This is a genomic window from Rhizobium ruizarguesonis (assembly GCF_017357285.1).
Taxonomy (GTDB): Bacteria; Pseudomonadota; Alphaproteobacteria; order Rhizobiales; family Rhizobiaceae; genus Rhizobium; species Rhizobium ruizarguesonis.
In genome coordinates this window covers 2475963-2501895 of sequence record NZ_CP071678.1, presented here as the reverse complement: position 1 = coordinate 2501895, position 25933 = coordinate 2475963, and the positions used below count along the sequence as shown (strand labels likewise).

Here is a 25933-nt window from a genome sequence, read left to right as displayed (position 1 = left end):
ATCCTGCGGCAGCCGCACCGGTAAGTCCATCCGTTCGTGAATGCTCATGACGCCAAGATCGCCGTTCTCAAGCTGCCGAAGCTGTCACCAGATCCGCCGCTTGTTTAGTGCTTGCGGGCCTGGGGCAGCAGGTTCATGCTTGTCCCCTGTCTGAGGCCTGCTGGTTGCGGCTGAAATAGCCGTACATCGGGGTTTCGTGAGATTCGTCCGATGGAGTGTAGCGGCTGCGGGTTCGATATTCAGAGCGGTTTTGCTTTCTGTCCGCGATGCGGCGCAAAGCAACCTATTACCTGCGCCGCCTGCGGCTATGCTTGTCAGCCCGATTTTGCCTTCTGCCCCCGATGTGGTGCGTCGATACCAGGCACAGCGCAGCCCGTATCGAAGCCGAAGATCGAGGCGGTCCTGTCTAAATCGGAGGGCGACGCCGACCGGCGGCCGGTGACCGTGCTCTTTGCCGATCTCTGCGGCTTCACGACTCTGAGCGAGCAGATCGACCCTGAAGTCATGCGGGTACTGCAGAACGAATTGTTCGAAGAGATGACCCAGGCGGTCGAGGCTTATGGCGGCTTCGTCGACAAGTTTGTCGGCGATGCGCTGCTGGCGCTGTTCGGCGCGCCGGTCGCTCATGAGGACGATCCGGTCCGGGCGCTTGGTGCCGCACTTGATATGATCGGTCGGGCGACGCAGGTTGGCGAGCGCTGGCACGCCCGCGCCGGCGTCCCGCTGCGTCTGCATATCGGCATCAATAGCGGCCCTGTCGTCACCGGCGGCTTCGGTGCGGTCAGTGCAAAATCCTATTCCGTGACCGGCGACACGGTGAACACCGCCCAACGCCTGCAATCCATGGCGGGCGAAAACGATATCCTTGTCGGGCCGCTGACCTATCGCCTCACCCGCCATGCCTTTGCCTTCGACAGTCTCGGCGCGCAGGCGTTGCGCGGCAAAAGCGGAAACGTCCTTGTCCATCGGTTGACAGGGCTGTCGGAAGCGCCGCATACGGCGCGCGGGCTCGAAAGTCTCGGCCTTCAGGCACCGATGATCGGACGGGATACGGAAATGTCGCGGTTGCTGACATGCCTCGACCTTGCCTGCGGCGGTGCGGCGCAACTTGTCCGCCTGATCGGCGAAGCCGGCATCGGCAAGTCGCGGCTGGTCAACGAATTCGTCGCAATTGCCGGCAGGGCTGCCCGTTTCCAGGGCCTCGCCATCCGCAAGGCGACCTGCTCACCGCTCGGCGAACAATCCTATGGCACGCTCGGCGCGGTCGTGCGCAGCGCCTACGGCATCGGCGAGCGGGACGATCTCGAGAGGGCGCGGCAATTGCTGGCAACGGGGTTCCGCGCGCTCGATCTGACGCAGGAGGAGATCGAGGGACTTTTGCCGCTCTTTCTGCATGTCCTCGGCCTCGGCGATCCCGATGGCGCTTTGCGGTACATCGAGCCGGAGCAGCTGCGGCGGCAGATCTTCTATGCCGTCCGCACCGTCTTCGAGCGGCGGCTGGCGCAAGGTCCTCTGCTGCTTGTCATCGAGGACCTGCACTGGGCGGACGTCGCCTCGCTGGAAGTGCTTCGCTTCATGATGGACCGGCTGGAGCGCAGCCGGTTGATGCTGCTGGCGATCTACCGGCCGACATCACAGACCGACCCACTGGACTCCAATCGTGTCAGCGTCACCGTGCAGCGTCTTGCCCCACTGTTTGCGGCCGACGGGCAGAAGCTGCTTGCTGCGTTTTTCGGCGAGGATCATGGCAAGTTGCCGGTAACGATGCGCAAGCGCATCCTCGACCGCGCCGGCGGCAATCCGCTTTTCATCGAAGAAATCCTTCGGGTGCTGATCGACATGGGCACGTTGCACAATGACGGCCAGCGCTGGCATGTCGCAGCGGAAGACACGGATATCGATATCCCGGTGAACCTCCAGGCCCTGTTGCTTGCCCGCGTCGATCGTCTGCCACAGGACATCAGACGGTTGGCGCAAGAGGCGGCGGTGGTCGGCCCGAAGTTCGATACCGCCCTGCTCCGCACCATCGCCACAGACCCGGCCGCCATCGATGCTGCATTGGATCATCTCTGCGATGCCAATATCATCGAGGAATTGCGCGGGCCCGATGCCGGGCAATCGCCGGGCTATCGCTTCAGCCAGACCCTGATGCACGACGTCATCTACCATAATCTCCTGCTGCAACGGCGCATGGAGCTTCATCGACGGATCGGTCAGGTTCTGGAACGTCAATATGGCGCAGCACCCGACCGGCCCGAGCATCTGGCGCAGCTCGGCCATCACTTCAGCCTGACCACCGAAAAGGCCAAGGGGGCCACCTATCTGATGGCGGCGGGCGATCTGGCGCGCAAGGTCTACGCCAATGACGATGCGATGCGCCTCTACCGTCAGGCCCTTGCGGCCCTCGCAAACGAGGCGGAGGTGACACCAGAGCAACTCGCGCTGCTGGAGCGTCTTGCCGATCTCTGCGGTCCCGCGGGCCTCCGCGACGTTGCCTTGAACCATTATCAGCGAGCGCTGGCGATCCACCGCAATAACAACCCTATCGCCGCAGCGCGGATATTGCGCAAGGTCGGCCGTTTGCATCTCGATGCAGGGCGCCGCGATCAAGCGGAGACACACTTGGCCGAAGCCGAAGCGATAATCGCGACAATCGATGCGCCGGTCGAACGTGCACATGTCCTGCAGGAGCGCGGGCATCTGGCCTTCCGCATGGGGGATCAGGCCGCCGCCGCCGAGTGGGCGACGCAGGCACTGCAATGCCTGCAAACGCTGCCGATCGACGGGACGACCGAGGCCGGACGGGAGACAGCGCGAGCGATGGCGGAGGCGCTGAACACCAAGGGTGCGGCCTTTGCGCGGCTAGGACGTCGCCGCGAGGCCGTGCAGGAAGTGGAGCGCAGCCTCTCGGTCGCCGAAAAGGCCGATCTGCAAAGTGCTGCCTGCCGCGCCTATTCCAACCTCGGCGTTCTCTACACGATTGTCGATCCGGCCAACGCCATCAAGATCTGCCGGCGCGGACTGGAGCTTGCGACCCGTATCGGCGATCTCGGCTTCCAGGCGCGCCTTCTCGCCAACCTCGCAGTTGCCTGCTGCACCTTCACCGATCGCTGCGCCGCCGAGGGTGTTCCGGCTGCGGAAAAGGCTGTCGAAATCGACCGTGCGCTCGATCAGCGCGACCATCTCTCCGTGCCGCTGATCGTGCTGGGCCAGATTCATCAATGCCACGGACAGCCAAAGCTAGCTCGTAAGTATTACGAAGAAGCCCTTGAGGTTGCGAAGGAAATTGATGAACCGCAACTGCTGTTTCCGTGCTATGATGGCTTGGCGACACTCAGCCTTGAGCATGACGACATGGACGAGGCAGAACGGTATTTCACGCTGGCACAGGATGTGTGCATCCGCCACAACCTCGATCCAGGCACGCTCGTCGTCTTGCCGTTTCTCGACTGACCTGTCCTCGTTGCAGTGATCGCCGGAGATCGATTTGGCAAATCGATTCAAAGACATAAATGGAGGAACGAAACATGCAGGAGAACCACGCCGCAAGACCATTGCAGCCGGGAGATCGCGCGCCGAACGTGGTGCTGGATGCGATCACCCGCCAGGGCAAGGTCGCCATCGACGATTTTCGCGGCCAGAAGCCGGTGCTCGTCGGGTTGTTCCGCGGATTGCATTGCCCGTTCTGTCGCCGGCAAATTGCCGCCATGGCGGAACTCACCGACGCATTGCAGGAGAAAGGCATCGACAGCCTGACCGTCGTCAACACGCCGATCGAGCGTGCCCGTCTCTATTTCCGCTACCATCCGCTTCCCAATCTGCTGGCGGCCTCGGACCCGGAACGGGTATCGCACAGGGCCTTCGGCCTGCCGAATCTTCAGTTCACCGAGGCCGAGAATGACTGGCCGCACAAGATCAGCATGGATGCGGTGACGTCGATGCGCATCGACATGCCGGGCGAGCTTCCAGCGCCCATGGACCTGATGGCAGCGATGGAATTCCTCGACAAGGCGGATGGCTATGAATTTACCGAGGATGACAAGCAGATGAACGCCACCGGCCACGGCCAACTCGTCGGCGAATTCCTGCTCGATCGGGATGGCGTCGTGCGCTGGTGTTTCACGGAAGTCGAGGAGGATGGCCGCCATATGTTCGGCGGTCCTGCCCCTCGGGAAGTGATGTCGGCAGCGTCGAACATGGCTGTTTGAAGCGCATGAGGCGTGCTTGAAAGGTCGGACGCTTGAACAAGGCGAGCAATTCCCGGTCCCGCATGATCGCCCTTATTCCATCCTGAATTTGGCGTGGCAGGTCGTGCAGGTCTGGAGCATGAGGTGGAACGCGTGTTCCGCCGGCATTGCCAGCAGCTCCTGCTCGTTGCGGACGTGAGTACCGAAAGGACCGCCGCCCATGGCCTCTCCGGGCTTCATGCGCATGCTGGCAGTCATCGGCCCGGGGTTTTTCTGCGCGGCGGCATCCAGTGCGACGGCGTAGTCGCGCAGGTCGTTGGCGATACGGTCGAACCGGTCGCGCTCGTTAAGGATGTTCGGCCCGGCCTTCGACTGCAGATTGGCGGTCTCGGACGCGAAGTGTCCCGAGAGAACGATGCCCGACCTTTCGCGGATCGTGTCGGCAGCCCTCCTGAACTCGGCAGCGTTGTAGCTCGTCGGATCCTTGAACATGCCAGAGATCGTCTTTGCCGCCGCGGCCATGGCCTTCATGTCCGCCTGCCGAAGAGCCACGACATCCTCGGCTGCCGGCAAGGGGACTGCCGTGATCAGCACAGCTTCCACGACGGCGAGCAGTCCGAATATGTTCACGAATATGGTCCGTCCCATAAAGCTGCGTTCCGAATCCAAGATCATGCCGCTTGCTTACCGATATCCGTTCTCATCTGGGCAGCAAAAGGGCGAACGCCCTCTCCGATCACACCGCCATCTTGCGGCAGCTCTCGGCGCGCTATGCGCAGACTTCTGTGGCGGCTTGGCAACGGCCCGATCAGGAAGCGTTAACCGCCGCCGATTAGTCTGCGGCTCTCGCTGGGAGAGGATTGATGAAAGGTGGCTATTCGCTGGCCCAGATAGGGCTTCACTGGCTGATCGCCCTCATGGTGCCAGTCCAGTATCTGACGGGTGGCAGCATCGGGAGAATCCACCACGCCGTCCACATGGGGATGACGCCATCGCCTTGGGACGTCGTCCAACACCAGCTCCACAACTATGCGGGAATGGCGATCGGCCTGTTGATGGGCGTACGCCTGGTTCTTCGTGTCCTTCACCCGCCCGAGACCGGCGCGCCCGGCACATGGACCGGGCGAGCCGCCGCGACGCTTCATCACGCCTTCTACGCCGCAATCATCGGACAGGCCTGCATGGGATTCGTCGCGAGCTACTTCTGGTTCGGGATTGCGCCGTACCACGTTGTCGGGTCGAGGATCATCCTGGCGATGGTCGCGCTGCATCTCGCCGCGGCGATCTGGCACACGCTCGTCGTCCGTGACGAGACGGTCGACCGGATGCTGCTGCCGCGCCGGAAGCGGTCAGCCGACAATCTGTAAAGTGGCCAAAGGGACGGATGTTGGAGCGCCTCCTCGCTGACTGGAAACCAGCGCCGGCCCCGACTGCATCGGCAATATCGTCACCGCCCTCGCCCCTCTCCTCACCTTCCGATCGAACCAATTCCGGCTGCCTTGCGTGATGTTCGCCACATAAAGGACCCGAACATCGAGGACAAAGAGGTCGGCAATTGAAATCGAGCTGCTTTGCATGTAGCTCGTTGGGTAATGGGCAAGATGTACCGAATCATATTGAGCAAGCTGCTCCTGATGATGCGGCTGGTGATCATCGTATCACTAGTGGGGTACTCGCTGTCGAATGCCAACGCCGCGATGCACGGCTCCTCGTTTCCCAAGCTGGACGTCGTCGCCTCGGACCTGACACCGTCCCACGAGGGCCACGACACGGCGCAGACGGCCCGTCACGACCACTCGCATGGCGACACTTCCAATGATGCCGATGGCGTATCGAAGCTGGTCAAGCAGGAATGCTGCAAGGATTTCTGCGGCGGGCTTGGCATCATTTGTGAAGGTCCCGACGCCGGCGGACCCATCGTGAATTCCATTCGGGAATTTATTGACGACCGGACGACCCTTGGGGAACTTCCACCTCTCCACCGTCCCCCCAATATCTGAATAGAGACGCGCCCGCTCGATCGGGTCCAGTCGGTCGCCTGCCCTGCATTCGGGCGGGCGCACCGTAGGCTATCTCTTATTCGGAAATTTCATAATGAAACCCTCGCTCTTCGTGGTGGGGCTGCCGCTTCTTGTCGGCAGCTGCGCATCCACGCTTCCTCCCGACGTGGTGGCGTCCCCCGCAGCGGTCGAACAGCCGTCCGCGCGCCCGGCCGCATACCGGTCGCCGATCTCGGGCTACGTCACCAGGCAGCCCGTCGATCCCAAGCCATGGCGTAGACAGAACGATCTGCAGTCTCCAGCGAATGGAGACGCCTCATGATCGAGCCTAGAAGAACAATGGTGGCGCTGATATTCCCGCTGGTGTTGAGCGGCTGCGCCACGGACGCCGACTATTCCAGCAAGGAAGCGGGCTTCACCGCCGTTTTCAACAAGACCGCCACTGTCACGGCGAAAGAGACCGTCCGGATCCAGAACCAGAACCAAGCCCGGTCGGCGGCCGCGCAGGTGAGAAGTCTGCTCGCACGAAGGAAGACCCTCGACGTCGAAACATCCGTCCAGATCGCGCTGCTCAACAACAAGGGTCTGCAGGCCGCCTACGCCGATCTTGGCGACAGCGCCGCTGACGCCTGGCAGTCGACGATGTTCCTCAACCCGACCGTCTCCATCGGCACGACCGGCATGGGGACGCCGGAGCTGGGGGCGTTCAAGACGATCGAGGGAATGATCACGACGAACATCCTGGCGCTCGCCACGAGGAACAGGGATATCGCGATCGCCGACACTCGCTTTCGGCAGTCGCAACTGACCGCGGCCGTGAAGACGCTTCAGGTCGCCGCCGACACCCGGCGGGCCTGGATCGGCGCGGTCGCGGCCTGGGAGAACGTCGGGCATCTGCAGCGCGCGCAGGAGGCGGCGGACGCCGCTTCCGAGCTCGCGGAGAAGCTGGGCGAGACCGGTGCGATGACCAAGGGCACCCAGGCCCGCGAACATGTGTTCGTTGCTGAACTCGCCGGAGAGACAGCGAAGGCCCGGCTGGCGGCCCGTCTCGCCAAGGAGGAGTTGACGCGGCTGATGGGCCTCTGGGGCACTGACCTGGACTACCAGGTTCCCAACGGCCTGCCGCCGCTACCCAAGTCCGTCGTCAGGCGAGACACCATCGAGGCCGAAGCACTCCGAAATCGGATAGACCTCCAGGTCGCAAAGCTCGAACTCGAAGCCACTGCCAGATCGTATGGCCTGACCGAAGCAACGCGCCATGTCACCGACCTCGAAATCCTGACGGGCTTCGAAACGGAACGGGAAATCGAGGACGACGAGAAAAAGACCAGGACGACCGCTCAAGTCGAACTGGAGTTCGCAATCCCGATCTTCGATACGGGCAAGGCCCGGATGCGCAAGGCTGAAGTGGCATACATGCGGGCGGCGAATCTGCTGGCGGAGAAGGCCGTCAATGTCCGGTCGGAGGCGAGATCGGCATACCAAGCCTACCGCTCGAACTACGATATCGCGCGGCACTACCGCAACGACGTCGTACCGCTGCGCACCAAGGTCGAGGAAGAATCCCTGCTGACCTACAACGGCATGATCTCGAACACCTTCGAGCTGCTCACCGACACCCGTGACAAGATCAACTCCATCCTGCTCTCCGTCAACGCAAAGCGCGACTTCTGGCTGGCCGAAGCCAACCTCGCGCCTGCGATCTACGGCGGCGGCGCGACGAAGGCGTCGGCAGAGACCGAGGTCGCCGCTGCTTCCGAAAGCAGCGCTGGCGGCGGTCATTGAGAAAGGACACACCATGTTCAACAGACGACAACTTTTTGGAGCCAGCGCCACTCTGCTCACCGCAGCCGCCTGGACGAAGACGTCGGCGATGGGCCTGCCCGACGCACCGACAGTGGAATCGGCGGACATGCAGCCGCCACTCCACCCGGCCTCCGGTCCGGACTATCAGCCGGTGGTCACCCTCAATGGCTGGACCCTGCCCCACAGGATGAACAACGGCGTCAAGGAGTTTCACCTCGTCGCCGAACCAGTCGAGCGCGAGATGGCAGACGGCATGACCGCCTATCTCTGGGGCTACAACGGACAGTCTCCGGGGCCGACCATCGAGGCGGTCGAAGGCGACCGCGTCCGCATCTTCGTGACGAACAAGCTGCCGGAGCACACCACCATCCACTGGCACGGGATGCTCGTGCCATCGGGCATGGACGGCGTCGGCGGGCTGACGCAGCCGCACATTCCGGTCGGCAAGACCTACGTCTACGAGTTCGGCCTCGTGAAATCCGGCACCTTCATGTACCACCCGCATTCCGACGAGATGGTGCAGATGGCCATGGGCATGATGGGCTTCTTCGTCGTCCATCCCAAGGATCCGACGTTCATGCGCGTCGACCGCGACTTCGTCTTCCTGCTCAACGCCTACGACATCGATCCCGGCTCCTATGTACCGCGGATCATGGAGATGACCGATTTCAACATGTGGTGCTGGAACAGCCGCGTGTTTCCGGACATCAGCCCGCTGGTCGTTTCCAGGGACGACAGGGTGCGGGTACGGGTCGGCAACCTCACCATGACGAACCATCCGATCCACATGCACGGCTACGATTTCGAAGTGACATGTACCGACGGCGGCTGGGTGCGGCCGGAAGCGCGGTGGCCGGAGGTCAGCATCGACATCCCGGTCGGCGCGATGCGTGCCTACGAGTTCGATGCCAAGTACCTCGGCGACTGGGCGATCCACTGCCACAAGTCGCACCATACGATGAACGCCATGGGTCACGACATCCCGACCTTCATCGGTGCGGACAAGTCGAAGGTCGCCGAGAAGATCAGGAAGCTGCAGCCGGAATACATGCCCATGGGCACCAAAGGCATGGCCGACATGGGCGAAATGGAAATGCCCATCCCCGAGAACACGGTTCCCATGATGACCGGCTGGGGGCCGCATGGTCCGATCGAAATGGGCGGCATGTTCTCGGTCGTGAAGGTCCGCGAGGGCATCTCGGCGGACGACTACTCCGATCCCGGCTGGTACGAAAACCCACCGGGAACACAGGCCTGGGAGTGGACCGGCGAACTACCGGACGCGACCAGGACCAAAGACGCGAAGACGCAAATCACGCCGAAGCCGACAAACGGCTGAGGCCTAAAACTCCCACGTCAAAAAGGATCTACGCATGAAGAACTTTGTAATGGCACTGGCGCTGTTCGCCCTCGCAACCCCTGCCCTGGCTTCCGGCAATCACGCCGGCGGCCACGGTGAAAAAATGGCTGTTGGAGAACCCGGCGACAGGGCCAAGGCGACGCAGACGGTCCGCGTCACGATGAAGGAAACCGAAGACGGGAGGATGATATTCACCCCTGCCGTCTTCAATGTCCGCAAGGGGCAGACAGTCAAGATCGCGATCAAGAATGCCGGAACCGTCGACCACGAATTTGTGCTCGATCAGGAGGACAAGATTCTGGAGCACAAGAAGGTCATGGAGAAGTTCCCCGAGATGGAACATGCCGATGCCAATTCCATCCGCCTTCCGGCCGGTCAATCCGGCGAGATCGTCTGGAAGTTCACCACCGACGGCGAGTTCAAGTTCGCCTGCCTGATCCCCGGCCACTACGAAGCCGGCATGCACGGCGACGTCACCGTCGCTGGGAAATAATCCGCAAAAAAGGAGCCACGAACGTGAAAACTGCCATAATCAAAATCAGCCTAGCCGCCCTGCTCTCTGCCAGCGCGGCCTTCGGTGCTTTCGCCCAGGAATTCACCAAGGGTGTCGTCAACAAGGTAGACGCCAAGGCGAAGAAGGTCACCATCAAGCATGAGGATCTGAAGAACCTCGACATGCCTGCGATGACAATGGTCTTCCGGATCGAAGACTCGGCTCTGCTCGAAAGACTGAAGGAAGGCTCGAACATCGAGTTCGTCGCCGAACGCGTGAATGGCAAGCTGACCGTCACTGAAGTAAAATAGTGGGCTCCTGCCGCCCGGCCCCGATCCGGGCGGCAGGACATCAAGGAGTGGAGACGATGTACAGGAGAAGCTTCATTACAATGGCGGCATCCGCCCTGGCGTTCTTTGGCAGAGGGGCACACGCCGCCGCGCCGGCGAAGATGACGGTCTACAAGGATCCCAGCTGCGGCTGCTGTCATGAATGGTCGAAGGCAATGGCGGCAGCGGGATTTTCGGTCGACGCCCGCGACACCGACGACCTTGCAGCGCTCAAGGCGCGGTTGGGCGTGCCGGCTGACGTGCAGGGATGCCACACCGCCGTCATCGAGAAATACTACCTCGAGGGACACGTGCCGCTCGAGGCCGTCCGACGCCTGTTGCAGGAGCGGCCGCCAGTCCGAGGGCTGGCCGTGCCGGGCATGCCACCTGGCTCCTTGGGAATGGGCGACGATCCGCAGGCGTCCTATGCGGTGTATGCGGTCCCCTCGGGAACCGGCGCGCCATACGTATTCATGGAGGTTCGTCCCCGGAAGGCCTGATGCCCTCGATCAATCAAGGCCGAGATGCCGCTCAGGAAACTGGAGCAGTGCAGAGCGCTGCCCAGAGATCATGCTTCCAGTCGGTTCCCGACCGCGCCGACACGTCAACCGTATAGTCGGCGGAATTGATCCGCACCATGGCGGGCGAAACGCAGCGCACGCTCGCCTCGTGTCTTCCTCCGTCCCGATAGATCACTGTCCCGCCACCGTCGAATTCCGAGAGTGTGATGACGACGTCGAAATCAAAGGCGGGATCGCGGGCGGGCCCGCCCCCCGCCAGACCGAGACTGACCGAGCGGCTGCCGCCGAACGAAGCGGTGTGGAAGACGACATGCCCAGACGCCGCCGACATGGATACGGACTGCACGCAAAGGATCAGAGACAGAAGGACTCGGCGCATTTTCCCCTCCCGTGGTCAATGCATCCTGATCTTATCATATCCGCGGAGGCTCTGCGACGATGCAGAGCCTCCGCGGGCAGGTCTTCCGGTATCGATGACGCGGGAGACGACCGGCCCGCCGTCTTTGAGGCGTGCCGGTGCTACTCGGGAAGACCGGCCTTGCGGTAGCCATCGACGAAATGCGCAAGCGTCCGAGCATCGCGGAATGGCTCGGTCGCAGCCCAGTGGGGGGTTGAAAAACGCGGGTTGGCAACAAGGAACAGTTCGACCTCGGCGCGCGCCTCGTCGAGCCGGCCGAGCTGGGCAAGGCTTGCCGCCAGGAAACGGCGTGAGCTCGTGCGATAGGTCTCGTCGCTGCGCAGCGTCTCGACAGCGGCTTCGTATTGGCCGGCGGCATATTGCGCCTGCCCGAGCGTCAGATAGTACCAACTTGCCGGAAACGGGTTCAGCCGGAAGGCCTTGGCGATATGCTCGAGGCCCTCCCCGACCCGCCCGGCCAGGACCGTGATGTCTGATAATGCCGCAAAGGTGTCGGCCTCGTTCGGGTCAAGCTCGATCGCCTTGGCGAATCCCGCATCCGCCTCGGCAAAGCTGCGCTCATAGGCCAGCAGGTAAGCCAGGACCCAGCGACAGCCGGCGTCGTTGGGGTCGATCGCGACGGCCTTGCGCGCCAGCTCCAAAGCAAGGCTTCGGGTGGGTTGCGTTGGTCCGGCTGAATGCACCTCTCCCATCCAGTGGTTCATGGCAAGCCAGCGATAGGCCTCGGCATAGTCGGGATCGAGCGAAATCGCGCGCGTCAGCATCAGATGCGCTTCCCGCGCCGCCTGCGGCGTGTCATCCATCAGCTTGCGCGCCCGCACGCAGAGATCGTAAGCCTCGAGATTTTTGGGCCGGTTTCGCGGCGGCGGTGCGCGCAGCCGGCCGAGCAGCGCCTCGATGATCTTGGCCGTCACCTCATCCTGAACAACAAAGATATCGTCCAGGCTGCGATCGAAGCGTTCCGCCCATAGATGATCGCCACTTGCCGCATCGACCAGCTGAGCGTTGATGCGCACGCGCGCCTCGACGCGTCTTGCGCTGCCCTGCAGCAGGTAGCGCACGCCGAGTTCCTCGGCGATCTCGCGTACATCCCTCGCCTTCCCCTTGTAGGCGAAGGCCGAGTTGCGGGCGATCACGAACAGGCCCGGCATCCTGGAAAGGTCGGTGATCAGGTCTTCGGTCAGCCCGTCCGCGAAGGATTCCTGCTCGGGATCGTTGCTTATATTCACGAAGGGCAGCACTGCTATCGATGGTTTGTCAGGCAGCGGCAAAGCTTTTCGCCTCACGCCGCCAAGCTGGTTGATGGCCCCTGTGAAGCGGTAGCCGACGCGCGGCACCGTGGAGATCCATTCGCCGCCGTCGCCGGCCGGACCGAGCAGCTTGCGCAGCTGCGCGATCTGGACGGTGAGGTTGCCTTCCTCGACCGCCCTGCCCGGCCACGCCGCATCCATCAACTCGGCCTTGCCAAGGATTTCGCCGGGCCGCCCGACGAGTGCGGCAAGCAGCTTTACCCCGCGGTGGCCAACGGCAACGGGATCGTCGTTCCGAAGAAGCGTTCCCGCAGCCGGATCAAGCACGAATGGTCCAAAGGCAAAACGCGTTCCCTGCATGAGGCGCATCCTAGAGTCTTTAAAGCTTGGATGGAACTGTTCGTCCGCTTAGGCCGCGTGGCATCGAGGGGTGGCTACTGGCCGGGACGGAGCCTCGTCTGGGCAAGGTCGCCTAGAAGCGAAAACGCATCGCATCATGCACTGCTTGCTGCCAGAGGAAGCAGGGTTTCAATCTTGCCGGACGATGGCGCCGACCGCATTGACCAGAAGGCGTGCGGCGGTCAGGGCCGACAGGCCGTCAATGTCGGCAGGAGGATAGAGCTCGACAAGGTCGAATCCTGCGATTCTGGCCCGCCTGCCGAGGCCCGCGATCAGGTCGATCACCTCAGTGTAGGTGAGGCCGCCGGGCGTACGCGCCACCACGCCCGGCATGATGCTGGGATCGAGGCTGTCGCAGTCGAGGGTGACGACGACCCGCGCTCCTTCCGGAATATGCCGGAGAGCTGCTTCGGCCCCCTCGGCATGAATCTCGCGGGCGGTCACGAAGCGGCTGCCGTGGGCCCGCGCCGCTTCGATGTCGGCGAGGCGTGCGCTGCCGACGCTGCGGAGGCCGACCTGGACCATGCCGGCGACATGCGGCATCTCGCTCGCCCGACGCATCGGGCTCGAATAGCCGTGGCGCTCGCCATGCACCTCGTCGCGCCAGTCGATATGGGCGTCGATCTGCAGGATCCAGACCGGCCCGTGATCCGCAAAGCCGGCGAGGAAGGGAATGGTCACGGAACAATCGCCGCCGACTAGGATCGGTACGGCGGGCATTGACAGGACATCGCGCGTCTTCGCCTCGATCCGGGCACGGTTGCCGGCATTGTCATGCAGGGTGGTTGGAATGTCGCCGGCGTCGATGCAGGAGACCGGCCCGCCACCGAACAGCGGGCCGCCGAGATCGAAATCCCAGTGCTCGACGAGCCCGGCATCTTCCTGGCTCGCAGCGCGGATCGTATGAGCGGCCAGGGCATAGCCGCTGCTGTCCTTGCCGGGATAGGTGCTGCCGTGAGCGGCTGCGAAGATCACCACACGGGGCGAACGCCCATCGGCAAGGTGAGCGGGAAGGCCGAGAAAGGAAGGTGAAGCGGTCATTCCAGATGATCCTGATGATGTCCGGCGGAGTTTTGGTGGTGATGGCTTGCGGTCGGGGCAAAATTTGATGCTGACCTGTTTAGTCCCTTTGGACGTTTTTGAGAACTTTTTGGAAAAACTTAAGTACGACGCTCCCCGCCTCCTGCAGAATTCATCCTCCTTGACGTTGAGGCTTACCCGGACCACCAACCATACGGTCTGACGAGGACATCTGCATGACTGCCGAAAGCATCACATCACCGCGCGTGGATCGGATCCCCTGGGCAGCAATGGCGGGTATCATCGCGACCGTCACGGTGTTCGCCGTGGCACAGGGGCTGACCTATCCGCTGCTGAGTTTCATCCTAGAGCGGCAGGGAACGACATCGGGCCTGATCGGCTTGTCGGCGGCGATGACGCCGCTGGGTTTCATTATATCAGCGTCGTTCATTCCGGTGCTTTCGCGGCGTGTCGGCGGAGGGCGGCTTGCGATCCTGTGTTCGATCCTGGCCGCCCTCACCCTGTTTGCAATTGCCTGGATGCAAGACGTATGGGCCTGGATGCTGCTGCGCTTCCTGCTCGGCTTCTTCGCCAATCCGCTTTACGTGATCAGCGAGACCTGGCTGATCTCGCTCACGCCGGCGTCACGCCGGGGCCGTATCATGGGCCTCTATTCATCGATCGTTTCGGGTGGGTTCGCCATCGGCCCACTGTCGCTTGGCCTTACCGGCGCCGAGGGTTGGCCGCCCTTCATGATTGGTATGACGGCCTTCCTTTTCTGCGGCCTGATCGTGCTTGCCGTCGCCCCTCGTCTGCCCGGCATGCCTGATGAAGGCGAGGCAACATCGGTCGGCAGTTTCTTCCCACTGGCGCCGCTGCTGTTGTTGGCGGTTTTCACGGCTGCCGCCTTCGAGCAGATCCTGCTTTCCCTATTCGCGGTCTATGGCGCAGCGCTCGGCAGCGCCGAAGAGCACATCGCCTCGCTCATCACCTGCTTCATCGCCGGCAATGCCGTGCTGCAGATTTTGCTCGGGCGCATCGCCGAACGGCTCGGCTCGACGCGGACGATGTTATTCTGCGTCTTGGCTTGCCTGGCCTGTTGCCTGCTGCTGCCGCCGGTCTTCACCACGTGGCTTATCTGGCCGCTGGTTTTCGTCTGGGGCGGGGTCTCGTTCGGGATCTACACCCTGTCGCTGATTCAGCTCGGCGAGCGTTTCACCGGTCAAGCCCTAATCGCCGGTAACGCGGCCTTCGCCTTGGTATGGGGCATCGGCGGCATCGTCGGCTCGCCCGCGACAGGACTGGCGATGCAACTGATCGGACATCAGGGTTTGCCATTGTCCCTTGGCCTGCTCAGCTGCATGCTGGCGGTGTTTCTGACGGTTAGGAAATGGCGGGGCTGATCGAGACATTTGCTCGTGCCGCCCTTCCCCTGACCTCATCTGCCGACCACCTTTGAAGAATTGCCATTTAATCTATAACACGTTATATAACATCCAATACAAATGAGGAGTCGGCATGGTCGAGGATGTGGTCCGGACGCTGGGATTTCTGTGCATGGGCAGCCGGCTGCGGCGCATCGGAGAGAGGCTGCAGGCCGATACGCAGCAGGTCATCGACGAGGCCGGTCTCAGCATCCAGGCGGGCCAATATCCATTCCTTGCGGCGATCGACCGGGCCGGACCGCTGACGATCGGCGAGCTCGCGCAGGCGGTGGGCATCACCCAGCCCGGCGCAACGCGGACCACCGGCCAGCTTCTCGAACTCGGTTACGTCGACATGCAGCCGGCACCGGATGATCAGCGTCGCAGACTGGTCTCGCTGACCGACAAGGGACAGGACCTCATCGATCATTCAAAGAAGGTGATCTGGCCGCGCATCGCCGCCGCCGTTGCCGATCTCTGCGGCGATCTCGACGGACCGATCCTCGAACAGCTGGCCGCCATCGAAGATGGGCTTGCGGCGGCGCCGCTTGCGCGCCGCAGCCCTGCCAAGGGGGAAACACCATGAAACATATCCTCGACCGGCCGATCTGGAGCGCATTGGAGACCGCGCATGCCGATCTTGCCGAAGGCGGCAAGTCCGCGCGGCGATACCCAGTCTCCATCGTGCCCTTCGCGGCGTCCGCCGACGACACGCCGGAGAGCCTCGACGCCCTGGAGAACCTGCCTTCGCAGGCGGAGAGCATGATCCTCGTCGAATCAGGTCCGATCGCCATTCCACCGGGTCTCGCCATTGTCACGGAAGCATCGCTGGTCCAGATGGTAGCCGAGCGGCCCCATGAGAGGCTTTCGGATACCCGCATCCAGCCGCTCACCGAGGCCGATGCCGCCGACATGCTGGCATTGGCGACACTGACCAAACCCGGGCCGTTCACGTTGCGAGCCCAGAGCCTCGGCAGCTTCTGGGGTATCAAGAGTGAAGGCCGCCTGGTGGCGATGGCCGGGCAGCGGATGCGGCAAACAGGCTTCATCGAGCTCAGCGGCCTTTGCACCCATCCCGATTTCCAGGGACGCGGCCTCGGCACCCTGCTCTTCCGTTTCGTTGCCGGCGAGATCGCATCCAGCGGCGACACGGCCTATCTGCATGCCTATGCGGCGAACACATCCGCCATTTCGCTTTACAAGACACACGGCTTCGCGCTTCGGTCGGAGATGAACATGCGCGTGGTCAAACGCCGGTCCTGAGCGGTGCTCACCACCTATCGTACCGCCACCGGCAGCACTTCGAATTTCCAGAATTTTTCGGGGCTGAAATAGGCCGTGGCAAACGCGCGGATATCCCCGGCGGTGACCTTGCCGTAGCCGCTGAGACTATCGCGTATCCGGTCCAAACGACGCGAGTCCTCTTGGGCGTGGTGCAGATATGCGATCCAATATTCGTTGCTCTGCTGCTGATGCTTCAATGTCTCGATGATGGGTTCCCGGGCGCGCGCGAGCTCGTCTTCGGAAACGTCATGCGACCGCAGATCATTGGCGGTCTCGTCGACAAGTGCATAGAAGCGCGCAACCTTTGCCGGGTCGGTCTCGACGTAGAAATATGCGTAGCCGTAGCCGGGAACTTCCCTTGAAAGCTCAACATCGCCCTGCAGGGCATAGCTTGCTCCCTCTGCAATGCGAAACTGGTCGATCAACCTGTTTTGGAAAATCTGGGTGGCAATATTGGCGGTGAAGGACCGCGGCAGATCGGAGAGCAAATCGCCGATGGAGGCCCCTACGGCGGCAGCGGCATTATCGGCCCTACCGCTATGGGTCTGTAAAACGGGTTTCTCGGTCGTTGCCGGAAAATGCACGTCGTCCCGATCGTTGCTCGACGCCGTCTCCGGGCGCGGCGGCAAAGCCCCAAAGGTTTCAGCCGTCAGCCGGATTGCGTCATCCACGGTTACGTCGCCGACGATGGTGATGTCGATCGGGCCATTGGAAACCATGGGTCGGAACAGCGCCTCGAATTCGTCTGGTTTGGCGGCGGACAACTGCGCGCGGTCGGGGAAGGTCCAGCGCGGGTCGCCGGAATGCACAAGACCTGCGAAATCGCGGCTGAAAACGCCGCCGGGCGACGCGTCATACTGATCGAGGCCGCTCAAATAGGCCTGCTGCACACGCTTGAACGCCTCGGGGCGATAGGCGGGATCGGAGGTGTATGCGCTCATCAGCTGCAGCTGCGTCGCAAGATCTTCAGTCCGTGTACGACCGTCGAACCTGAAGGAACTGTCGCCGACCGAGAAGTCGACGCCGACAATGTTGGCCGTCAGCGCTTTCTGTATATCCTGGTAATCCATGGCCTTTACGCCAGACAGCACGACGGCCGGAGATGCCCAGATCGCGGCGGAACGGTCGTGCGGCAGGTCCAGCCGACCGCGGCCGATATCTTCGCGCACCAGCACTTCGTTGGCACGCAGCCTGGTTGGCTTGACGGTAAGCCGTACACCGTTGGAAAAGCGCACCATGGTCAAGCCGAGATCTTCAACCGCACGGCGTTCGACCACAGCGCCCGGTTCGCCGAAATGGGTGTAGGGCCAGGCGACGTCAGTTGCACCGGATGGTGCCGAGGCGGCAATGGCCTTTGAAGCGTCATAGACTTGCCGAACCGTGTCGGCTCCACCCTCAGGTGATTGGTCCGCCTGTAGCACGACCTGCGGACCGTTGCCGGAGAAAGCACGCTGCAAGGCCCGATTGACCTCGTCCGCCTTGACGCCGTTCGTCATCGTCTCGAACATCGAGAGGTCTTCGGCGGGCGAGGTGAAGACTTGATCGTCATCGACGCTTCGAGCCAGCATGGAAGCAATGTCGGTGGTCATCCGCGTCGCGGCTCCGGCCGCAGCAGCCTGCAGGGCCGAGCGATATTCGCGGATTTCGCGATCGATCTCCGCCTGCGCAACGCCGAACTCCTGGATCCGGCGCTGTTCCTGGTCAATCGCCGTGAGCGCCGCCTGCCATTTGTCCGGCTCCGAATTCGCCGCGATCAGGACGACATGGGCGGAATCGAGGAGATCCTGGGAGCCGACGTCTGCACCGATGAAAGGGGCATCCGCCTTGCTGGCGATGGCGCTCACCCGACGTTTGAGCACCAGGAAACCGAGATCCTCAATAAGCTCAGCGCGGCGCTTGGCGAAGGTGTCAGGCGCGGGGTCATAGGGACGCGTCCAGGCGATCTGTATGCTGGTCATGCCGCCGGGAACGACGATGACCTCGGCGCTTTCGCCCTTCGTCACAAGCGCGCCAAGACCCGCTTTTGTCGGCGCCGGACCCACGGCCTTCCAGTCGCCGAAGCGCTGCCGGATTTCGACTTCCATGGCGGCGGGGTCGATATCGCCCACCACTATCAGCGTTGCCCGATCGGGTCGGTAATTGGCCCGGTAATAATCACGGACGAGGTCCACGGGCGCATTGCTGATGATGTCGGCTTTACCGATCGGCGCGCGCATGGTCGCGCGCTGGCCGGCGAGCAGCGAATTCATGATTCCGAGTGACGCGCGATACTGCGGCGTGTCGCGCAGCCGCTCTTCCGACAGGATGACGCCGCGTTCGCGATCGAAGGCGCCGGCCTCGAGGGTCAACTCGCTCGCCGTTTCTCGCATCAGCATCAGGCCCGTCAAAATTGTGTCTGCATCGACCTCGGGCAGATCGAGCGCATAGACGGTCTCGTCATAAGAGGTATGCGCGTTGGTGTCCGGTCCAAAGGCCAAGCCCTTGCGCTGCAAGATACGGATCATCTCCCCTTCGGCGACATGTGTCGAACCCTTGAAGGCCATGTGCTCGAGAACATGCGCCAGGCCCTGCTGGTCGTCGTTTTCATCGAGCGAACCGGAGCCAATGCGAAAGCGGATCGCTGCCTGTCCGGGCGGCGTGACATTGCGCATGATCGCAAACCGCATACCGTTGGCGAGCGTGCCAAAATGCACATCGGACTCGGCTTGCATGTCGCTTTGCGTTTGTGGCCAAGACACGGACGGGCCGTCCGCATAAGCTGGCGACGTGAAGTTTGCGACAAGCGAGACCGCCGCAAGAAACAACCACGCCGTGGAGCATTCCATTTTCTTGTGAGACATGCTTGTCCAGGTGATGAGAATGAAGAGGGCAGATGGTGTCAATCCGACTATTCCACAGGTTGCATTTCCCAGCAACGTCCATGTTTGTAATGAACAAGAAGTAGATAACTCTGCCTAGAACAGGATGATTTTAGGCCCGGTCGGCCTAAAATCTGAATCCTGTTCTCAATTAAAGAGTAGAGCATGATGTCGTCCGAAAACCGCTCACACTTTTCGGCATCATGCTCTGGGTGTCAGACCAATGTCATCGAATCCGCCTAAGGGATTACGCCTCGATGCTGTCACCAGGAGGCGTTTTCGATGGCGACATTGGAGCAGGTCGCGTTCAGGGCAGGATGCTCGCTGGCGACCGCAAGCCGCGTTCTCAACCGCAACGGACCGGCCAGCGATCTGATGGTGCGCAAGGTGCGCCGTGCGGCCGCAGAACTCGGCTATCGCCCGGCCGGCCTGTTTGCCGGGCGGCTCGGGCGCAGGCCCGTGGTCGGCGTGCTGATCCCGAGCATCACCAATCCGGTCTTCGCCTCGTCGTTGTCGAGCATTCAGAACCGCATGCTGGTGGCCGGCCACGGCGTCCTGATCGCTCAGTCGAATTACGATCCGGCGCGCGAGGCCGATGCGGTCGCAGCCCTCCTGAACGACCGGCCGACCGGGCTGATCCTCACGGTCTGCGATCCCTCGACCAGCGAGGCGCTGCTTGCGAAGCTCCCGCCGACCGTGCTGCTCAACAACTTGCCGACAGCGCAGTTTCCGGCGGCCGTTACCGCCGACAATCGCGGCGCCGGCCGGGAGATCACGACCTTCCTGATCGGCATGGGCCATCGCCGCATTCTGTTTCTCTCCGGCAATTTCGCCGCCTCCGACCGCGCCCACCTTCGCTACCGTGGTTATCGCGACGCCATGGCCGAGAACGGGCTGACACCCTTCGATGCCGTGCAGATCCCCTTTGTCAGCGGCTATGACCAGCTCGATCTTGGCGTCACGATGACTTCGCTGGCGCCAACGGCGATCATCGCCTCCAACGATCTGCTGGCGCTCGGCGTCATCGGTGCACTGAAGCGCGAGGGGCTGTCGGTGCCTGGGGATGTTTCGGTCGCCGGCTTCGACGGCATCGCCATCGGCCGGCTGATCGATCCACCGCTGACGACCATCGAAATGCCGAATGCGAGCATGGGCGCGACGGCTGCCTCGCTGCTGCTCGACATGGCGGAGAATGCCGCGCCCGCCCGCCATCTCGACGTCGCCTATACGCTGCGACGCGGCGGCACGGTGCGCGCCATCTGATGCTTGCAAAACAAGAAGGCCGCCACACGCTCGGCGTGGCGGCCCTGCCCTTTCCTCGATGAGGAAGGTGATCAGCTGCGCGGCAGCATGTCTTCGACGTCAGCGGCTGCGTCGTCGAGCGCTTCCTTCGGTTCGGCCGACTGATCGACGATGCGCGAGAGGTTGTCGACGATCGTCTGCGTAACCTTGACGCCGTTCGAGCCGGGGAAGGCATACCACGGGATCATCACCGGCATCTGGCTGAGACCTGCCTGGAACAGCGGGTTCTGCTTGTAGAAATCGCCGAGATAGTCGGCCGATTTCGCGGCAAGCTCGTTGTTCGGGACATAACCGGTGCCGGGCACGACGACGGAGGCGCCATAGGGACCGGCGGCGAATTTGGCGAACTTCCAGGCGGCATCCTGCTTGGCGCCATCATGCGTCAGGATGACGACGGCGTTGCCGCCGGTCGGCAGATGTCCGTTCGCCGGATCGATCAGCGGGATCTTGGCGGTGCGCAGATCGAACTTGTTGCCGACATTCTTGATCGTGTTGCGCAGCGCGCCTGTTGTCTGGAACTCGAAACCGACCTTGCCGGCTGCGAAAGCCTGTTCGCCGGCGGCCTTGGTGAAGACGGGCATGCCGCCTTCGGTAACCAGGCGATGCAGGACCCCGACGGCCTTCTGGCCTTCCGGGCCGTTGAAGGCGACCTTGCTTTCGTCGTCGCTCAGCATCTTGCCGCCGGCGCCGAAGAGCAGTGCCGAAAACATCCAGTCGTCACCCTGCCAGCGGAAATCGATGCCATCGACGCCATTGCCGAGCGCCTTGATCTTGCCGCCGAGCGCGATGACCTCGTCCCAGGTCTTCGGCGGATTTTCAGGGTCGCCGCCGGCCGCCTTCACGAGATCGGCGTTGTAATACATGATCGGGTTGGAGGTCGCGAAAGCGAGGCCCACCTGCTTGCCCTTGACCTGGGCGAGCTTGAGGATCGTGTCGGAAAAGCCCTGCTCGGCCATGTTGCCGTCCTTCTGGACGAGCGGACCGAGGTTGACGGCGACGTCGCGTTCGTCGAGCATGCGCAGGCGGTTGAGGCCGATGAAGGTGATATCGGGCATTTCGCTGGTGCCGACCTGCCGAAGGATCGTCTGGATGCCTTCTTCGTAGGTCGCCGACGGGCTGGCGAACTGGATCTTGATATCGGGATTTTCTTCCATGAACTTCTTCGAGATCGTGTCCATCACGTCCTTGAAGAAGCCCGGCATCGGGTAGTGAACCGTCAGCGTCGTCTCGGCATGCGCGGGAAGCGCGATTGCCATCGATACGGCCGCTGCGGCGAGAAGCTGGGTGATATGTTTCATCGCTCGTTCTCCTGGGTTGAAACCGGTCAGCCTTTGAGACCGGTCATGGTGATGCCCTCGACGAAGCGCTTCTGCGCAAGCAGGAAGGCGATGACGAGGGGAAGGGTAATGATGAGGGTCGCCGCCATCAGCGCGCCGTAGTCGTCGCCGGCCTCGGCGGCGCGGAAATACATCAGACCGAGCGGTGGTGTGGCATAGTCCTGCTTGCTGATGACGATCAGCGGCCAGTAGAGATCGTTCCAATGGGCGACGACCGAGAAGATGGCGAAGGCGGTAACCGCCGGCCAGGCATTCGGCACGATGACGCGGGCGACGATGCCGAGTTCCGACATGCCGTCGAGACGCGCGGCATGGATCAGATCATCCGGCATGGCGCGGAAGAACTGCAGGAACATGAAGATCGCGAAGACCGAAATGGTGAAGGGCGCGACAAGTGCGGCATAGCTGTTGAGCAGCGCGGCGCGGTCGAAGGCGACATAGAGCGGCAGCGCGGTCGCATGGATCGGCACCAGAAGCCCGAGCATCACCAGCACCATCATGGCGCGGGCGGCGCCGAAGCGCAGCTTTGCCATGGCGTAGGCGCAAGGGATCGCCACCAGCACCTGGAAGAAGAAAATCAGCCCGCAGACGACGACGCCGTTCCACAACAGCCGCGCCATCGGTACCCGGCTCAAAGCCTTGGCGAAATTCTCGGCATAGGTGAAGTGCGCCGGGATCAGCGACAGCGACGAGGTGAAGATGTCGCTTTGCGCCTTGCCCGCCGTCGAGATCATGAAGACGTAGGGCGACAGGAAGATGATCGCGCCGAGGGAAAGCAGGGTCAGGCGGATGATCCTGCCGAGGGAAAAAGCGTTGAACATCATGTGTAATGCACCCGGCGATCGAGGACGCGGTACTGCAGGAACATCAGCACCACCAGGATCAGCAGGAAGACCACCGTCATCGCCGAGGCATAACCGACGCGCAGATAGACGAAGCCTTCCTGGTAGATCGTGAAGAGCAGCACTTCCGACGCCTTGTTCGGGCCGCCCTCGGTCAGCGTCTTCACAGTCTCGAAGACCTTGACTGAATTGGTGATGCTGATGGTGATGACGAAGAGCGTCGTCGGTCCGAGCATCGGCCAGGTAACCAGCAGGAAGCGGTCGAGGGAGGATCTGGCCCCATCCACTTCGGCGGCGGCGTAAAGCTCGCGCGGGATCGCCGTCAGTCCGGCGAGGAACAGCACCATGTTGAAGCCGGCCGATTGCCAGACGCCGATGATCGAGAGGCTGTAAAGCACGGTGCCGGAGCTGCCCAGCCAGTTCGGACCGGGAAGCCCGACGAGGGCGAGCAGCGCATTGATTGGGCCGATTGTGGGGTGGAACATATATTGCCAGACGGTCGCCATGGCGACGATCAGCGAGGCGACCGGCAGGAAATAGGCGGTACGGAAGAAGCTGCGCGCCTTCGTCTCGCTCTCGATCAGCATGGCGATGCCAAGGCCGAGAAGGATCGAAATGGGTGCGACGATCGCGGTATAGACTGTCGTATTCCACAGCGATTTGCGAAACGTCCGGTCGGTGATCAGGTGCGCGTAATTCTCGAAGCCGACGAAACGAAACTTGCCGTAGCCGAGTTCGAAATCGGTAAAGCCGAGCACGATGACTGATACAACCGGCAAAAGCACGAAGAGAAACAGCAGGATCATCGCCGGCATCACCAGCATCCAGGCGATGCGGGCCTCGCTGCGCCGATGCGCCACGGTGGCATCCTGCGGCATGGCCATGGAGATGATGCTAGCCATGCGCCCTCTCCCATTGAGAGTCGCCCGCAATCAGCCCGGCATCGCCTGTTGCAACGCTGCCGGCCAGCCGGGTGCCGTCCTCGGCAAAGATCAGCGTGCGGCCGGGCGAAAGCCGCAACCCGACCGGATCGCCGGCCGCAAGGCCGGAGGCTTCGGAGGGTTGAACCTTGGCGACGATAGTCTCGCCGATCGCCTCGAGCCGGCAATGGAGGATGACCTCGGAGCCCAGGAATTCGACGCGTTCGATCCGGGCGGCAAGGCCGTCATGCCGGCTCTTGGAAAGAAAGACGAATTCCGGGCGAATGGCGAGCGTGACCGGCGTCTTCCTGTCGGGTGCGTTTTCAAGCATCAGGCGCAGGCCGCCGCAGAGAATGACGCCGCCTTCGGCAAAGGCCGGCAGCAGATTGATGCGCGGCTGGCCGATGAAGCGGGCGACTTCGATATGGGCGGGATCGTCGTAGATGACCTCAGGGCTGGCGATCTGCAGCAGCTTTCCGCCCATCATCACGGCGACACGGTCCGCCATCGACAGCGCTTCCGCCTGGTCATGGGTCACATAGAGTGTCGGCACACCGGCGCGGCGATGCAGGTCGACGATCTCGCCGCGGGCGTGGACGCGCAGGTTGGCGTCGAGGTTGGAAAGCGGTTCGTCCATCAGGAAGATGCTCGGCTGGCGCACCATGGCGCGGGCCAGCGCCACGCGCTGACGCTGGCCGCCCGACATCTGGCCGGGCTTGCGGTCGAGCAGGTGATCGATCTTCAGCGATGTCGCCATATCCCTGACGTCGCGGGCGATCGCCCTGCGGGTGGCGCGCTGGCCCGGCATCAACGACCCGATGAAGGGCAACCGCTGCATCCTCGACAGCCGGCGCATCGCCAAGGGCACGGCGATATTCTCAGAGGCCGTCAGATGCGGATAGAGTGCGTAGGACTGAAAGACCATGGCGATGTTGCGGTCGGCGGCCGCAACGCCGAACATATCCAGCCCGCCGATCAGGATCTCGCCTTGGTCGGCATGGTCGAGGCCGGCAAGGACGCGCAACAGGGTGCTCTTGCCGCAGCCGGAGGGGCCGACCAGCGCGATGAATTCACCGGCGGCGACATCCAGGCTGACGCCATCAAGGATCTGGTTGCCGCCGAACGCTTTGGTGATGCCGCGAAGCGAGAGCGCGCTCATTCGACCGGTTCCCGCGGCTTGACCGCCTGGGGGTAGACTTCGTGGACGACATCGTCGAGCACATGCGCGGTCATGCCGGGAACGGCGACGATCGTGCTTTCGACACCAGTATCGAACTCGTGGACGACCGCGCCGATCAGGCGCTCGCCCGGCATCTCGCGCTCCATCTTGTCGATGATGAAGGCGGCCGACGGACCCCATATCAGTTGGGTATTGCCGAAGCGCCCCTGCCAGGCCCAGTGGAGATGGCCGCTCGCAAACAGCGCCACGTCATGAGCCGCGATCAGATCATAGAGCCGCCGGCGCTGGGCCGGGCGAACGCTCCAATATCCGGTATCGCCTTCGTCGGGTGCATCGACGAATAGCGGCTTGTGCGCGAACAGCGCCACGCGCTGCCCTGCCCTGTCGGAGAGCGCCTGGTGAAGCCATTCGAACTGCGCCTCCTCCTCGTCATCCTCATGACCGAGAAGCAATGAGTTCAATCCGATGAAGCGCCAACCGGCCGCATCCTCCAGCCAGCGGTCGTCGCCGGCAAGGCTGCGCCAGCGGGACAGCCGCTCGGCATTAATGGGCTGGTCCGATCCCTTGAGGTGGCCGACATCGTGATTGCCGGGGACGATCAGCATCGGGATCGACACCTGACGCATCAGGTCCATCGAGAAGGTGATATCCGCGTCCTTGTCGGCGCCATCGACGGTGAGATCGCCGGTATGGACGATCAGGTCTGCGCCGGTCTCTTCGATCCACGTCAGAAGCGGCGCCCAGTTGCCGTTGAAATGCGGCTTGGCGGGACTGAAATGGGTGTCGGTGATCTGAATGATTTTCATGGGGCGCGTCTCCGAGACCTCGGCAGCGCGTCACGGGCGCTCCCTTCTCGTGCCCTCTCTAGAAGGCTCCCATGTCAATCACACAGCTGAGGTTTTCAGCTGTTTCTCAGTTTTGACATCAATCTGTCATGCAGACCAAGGCTGCTCGCGGAAACCGGAGGAGCCTTGGGCTGTGTTTGGAATTAAGAACACGCGGG

Annotated in this window: 24 protein-coding genes; 14 read left to right on the top strand and 10 right to left on the bottom strand. The window is 62.5% G+C overall.

Annotated elements, in window-relative coordinates; translation table 11 throughout:
• The first annotated feature begins 210 nt into the window (after positions 1-210).
• Both J3P73_RS12440 and J3P73_RS12435 read left to right on the top strand, forming a co-directional pair.
• A complete protein-coding gene (locus J3P73_RS12440; RefSeq protein ID WP_130691787.1) occupies positions 211-3453 on the top strand; it encodes an adenylate/guanylate cyclase domain-containing protein in 3243 nt (1080 codons plus the stop codon).
• 74 nt (positions 3454-3527) lie between these two features.
• Positions 3528-4208, top strand: coding sequence for a peroxiredoxin-like family protein (locus tag J3P73_RS12435; protein WP_018069530.1), 681 nt, complete (start codon positions 3528-3530; stop codon positions 4206-4208).
• A gap of 72 nt (positions 4209-4280) precedes the next feature.
• Here the strand turns inward: J3P73_RS12435 and J3P73_RS12430 are convergent, their stop codons facing one another.
• Complete coding sequence (locus J3P73_RS12430; RefSeq protein WP_130691785.1) at positions 4281-4835, bottom strand: cytochrome c; 555 nt, start codon at positions 4833-4835, stop codon at positions 4281-4283.
• 215 nt (positions 4836-5050) lie between these two features.
• Here J3P73_RS12430 and J3P73_RS12425 point away from each other — a divergent pair, with 215 nt between their 5' ends.
• The 8 genes from J3P73_RS12425 to J3P73_RS12395 all read left to right on the top strand — a co-directional run bounded on the left by J3P73_RS12425 (position 5051) and on the right by J3P73_RS12395 (position 10675).
• Entirely contained in the window at positions 5051-5554 is a 504-nt protein-coding gene (locus tag J3P73_RS12425; RefSeq protein WP_130691783.1) for a cytochrome b, read from the top strand.
• A gap of 225 nt (positions 5555-5779) precedes the next feature.
• A complete protein-coding gene (locus tag J3P73_RS12420; RefSeq protein WP_197726828.1) occupies positions 5780-6187 on the top strand; it encodes a hypothetical protein in 408 nt (135 codons plus the stop codon).
• Between the two features lie 94 nt (positions 6188-6281).
• The gene (locus J3P73_RS37540) at positions 6282-6509 is read left to right on the top strand and encodes a hypothetical protein (RefSeq protein ID WP_018494615.1); all 228 of its coding nucleotides are present in this window, start codon (positions 6282-6284) and stop codon (positions 6507-6509) included.
• A complete protein-coding gene (locus J3P73_RS12415) occupies positions 6506-7972 on the top strand; it encodes a TolC family protein (protein ID WP_130691781.1) in 1467 nt (488 codons plus the stop codon). Before J3P73_RS37540 ends, J3P73_RS12415 begins: the two co-directional genes overlap by 4 nt.
• 13 nt (positions 7973-7985) lie before the next feature.
• Entirely contained in the window at positions 7986-9332 is a 1347-nt protein-coding gene (locus tag J3P73_RS12410) for a multicopper oxidase family protein (protein WP_024322010.1), read from the top strand.
• A gap of 34 nt (positions 9333-9366) precedes the next feature.
• The gene (locus J3P73_RS12405; RefSeq protein ID WP_018069537.1) at positions 9367-9846 is read left to right on the top strand and encodes a cupredoxin domain-containing protein; all 480 of its coding nucleotides are present in this window, start codon (positions 9367-9369) and stop codon (positions 9844-9846) included.
• A 23-nt stretch (positions 9847-9869) separates the two neighbouring features.
• Positions 9870-10157: a copper-binding protein gene (locus tag J3P73_RS12400; protein WP_018069538.1), complete on the top strand. Its 288-nt coding sequence runs from the start codon at positions 9870-9872 to the stop codon at positions 10155-10157.
• A gap of 56 nt (positions 10158-10213) precedes the next feature.
• Positions 10214-10675, top strand: coding sequence for a DUF411 domain-containing protein (locus J3P73_RS12395; RefSeq protein WP_018069539.1), 462 nt, complete (start codon positions 10214-10216; stop codon positions 10673-10675).
• Positions 10676-10706: 31 nt separating this feature from the next.
• Here the strand turns inward: J3P73_RS12395 and J3P73_RS12390 are convergent, their stop codons facing one another.
• From J3P73_RS12390 to J3P73_RS12380, 3 genes are all read right to left on the bottom strand, one after another.
• Positions 10707-11075: a hypothetical protein gene (locus J3P73_RS12390; RefSeq protein ID WP_024322008.1), complete on the bottom strand. Its 369-nt coding sequence runs from the start codon at positions 11073-11075 to the stop codon at positions 10707-10709.
• 140 nt (positions 11076-11215) lie between these two features.
• Entirely contained in the window at positions 11216-12724 is a 1509-nt protein-coding gene (locus J3P73_RS12385; RefSeq protein WP_130691779.1) for a winged helix-turn-helix domain-containing tetratricopeptide repeat protein, read from the bottom strand.
• Between the two features lie 168 nt (positions 12725-12892).
• Positions 12893-13804: an agmatinase gene (locus J3P73_RS12380; RefSeq protein WP_130689631.1), complete on the bottom strand. Its 912-nt coding sequence runs from the start codon at positions 13802-13804 to the stop codon at positions 12893-12895.
• 215 nt (positions 13805-14019) lie between these two features.
• Between J3P73_RS12380 and J3P73_RS12375 the strand changes: the two genes are divergently transcribed.
• The 3 genes from J3P73_RS12375 (at position 14020) to J3P73_RS12365 (ending at position 16470) form a co-directional block, all read left to right on the top strand.
• Entirely contained in the window at positions 14020-15186 is a 1167-nt protein-coding gene (locus J3P73_RS12375) for an MFS transporter (RefSeq protein ID WP_018069544.1), read from the top strand.
• Positions 15187-15301: 115 nt separating this feature from the next.
• On the top strand, positions 15302-15793 hold the full coding sequence (locus J3P73_RS12370) for a MarR family winged helix-turn-helix transcriptional regulator (RefSeq protein ID WP_024322005.1): 492 nt from the start codon (positions 15302-15304) through the stop codon (positions 15791-15793).
• The gene (locus J3P73_RS12365; RefSeq protein WP_024322004.1) at positions 15790-16470 is read left to right on the top strand and encodes a GNAT family N-acetyltransferase; all 681 of its coding nucleotides are present in this window, start codon (positions 15790-15792) and stop codon (positions 16468-16470) included. The genes J3P73_RS12370 and J3P73_RS12365 overlap by 4 nt, the downstream gene beginning before the upstream one ends.
• Positions 16471-16484: 14 nt before the next feature.
• On the opposite strand, the gene J3P73_RS12360 is transcribed toward J3P73_RS12365, so the two are convergent.
• Complete coding sequence (locus tag J3P73_RS12360; protein ID WP_197726859.1) at positions 16485-19331, bottom strand: M16 family metallopeptidase; 2847 nt, start codon at positions 19329-19331, stop codon at positions 16485-16487.
• A 300-nt stretch (positions 19332-19631) separates the two neighbouring features.
• Between J3P73_RS12360 and J3P73_RS12355 the strand changes: the two genes are divergently transcribed.
• Positions 19632-20612, top strand: coding sequence for a substrate-binding domain-containing protein (locus tag J3P73_RS12355; protein WP_130691773.1), 981 nt, complete (start codon positions 19632-19634; stop codon positions 20610-20612).
• 71 nt (positions 20613-20683) lie between these two features.
• Here the strand turns inward: J3P73_RS12355 and J3P73_RS12350 are convergent, their stop codons facing one another.
• From J3P73_RS12350 to J3P73_RS12330, 5 genes are read right to left on the bottom strand one after another with little or no spacing between them, the layout of a single operon-like run.
• Positions 20684-21949, bottom strand: a complete 1266-nt coding sequence (locus J3P73_RS12350) for an ABC transporter substrate-binding protein (protein WP_130771511.1) — start codon at positions 21947-21949, stop codon at positions 20684-20686.
• Between the two features lie 26 nt (positions 21950-21975).
• The gene (locus J3P73_RS12345) at positions 21976-22812 is read right to left on the bottom strand and encodes a carbohydrate ABC transporter permease (RefSeq protein WP_130691083.1); all 837 of its coding nucleotides are present in this window, start codon (positions 22810-22812) and stop codon (positions 21976-21978) included.
• Positions 22809-23732, bottom strand: coding sequence for a carbohydrate ABC transporter permease (locus J3P73_RS12340; RefSeq protein ID WP_130691081.1), 924 nt, complete (start codon positions 23730-23732; stop codon positions 22809-22811). Before J3P73_RS12340 ends, J3P73_RS12345 begins: the two co-directional genes overlap by 4 nt.
• Positions 23725-24909, bottom strand: a complete 1185-nt coding sequence (locus tag J3P73_RS12335) for an ABC transporter ATP-binding protein (protein WP_130691769.1) — start codon at positions 24907-24909, stop codon at positions 23725-23727. Before J3P73_RS12335 ends, J3P73_RS12340 begins: the two co-directional genes overlap by 8 nt.
• Positions 24906-25736 carry a metallophosphoesterase family protein gene (locus J3P73_RS12330; protein ID WP_130691077.1) on the bottom strand — a complete coding sequence of 277 codons (831 nt, stop codon included), beginning with the start codon at positions 25734-25736 and terminating at the stop codon, positions 24906-24908. Before J3P73_RS12330 ends, J3P73_RS12335 begins: the two co-directional genes overlap by 4 nt.
• Positions 25737-25933 lie beyond the last annotated feature (197 nt).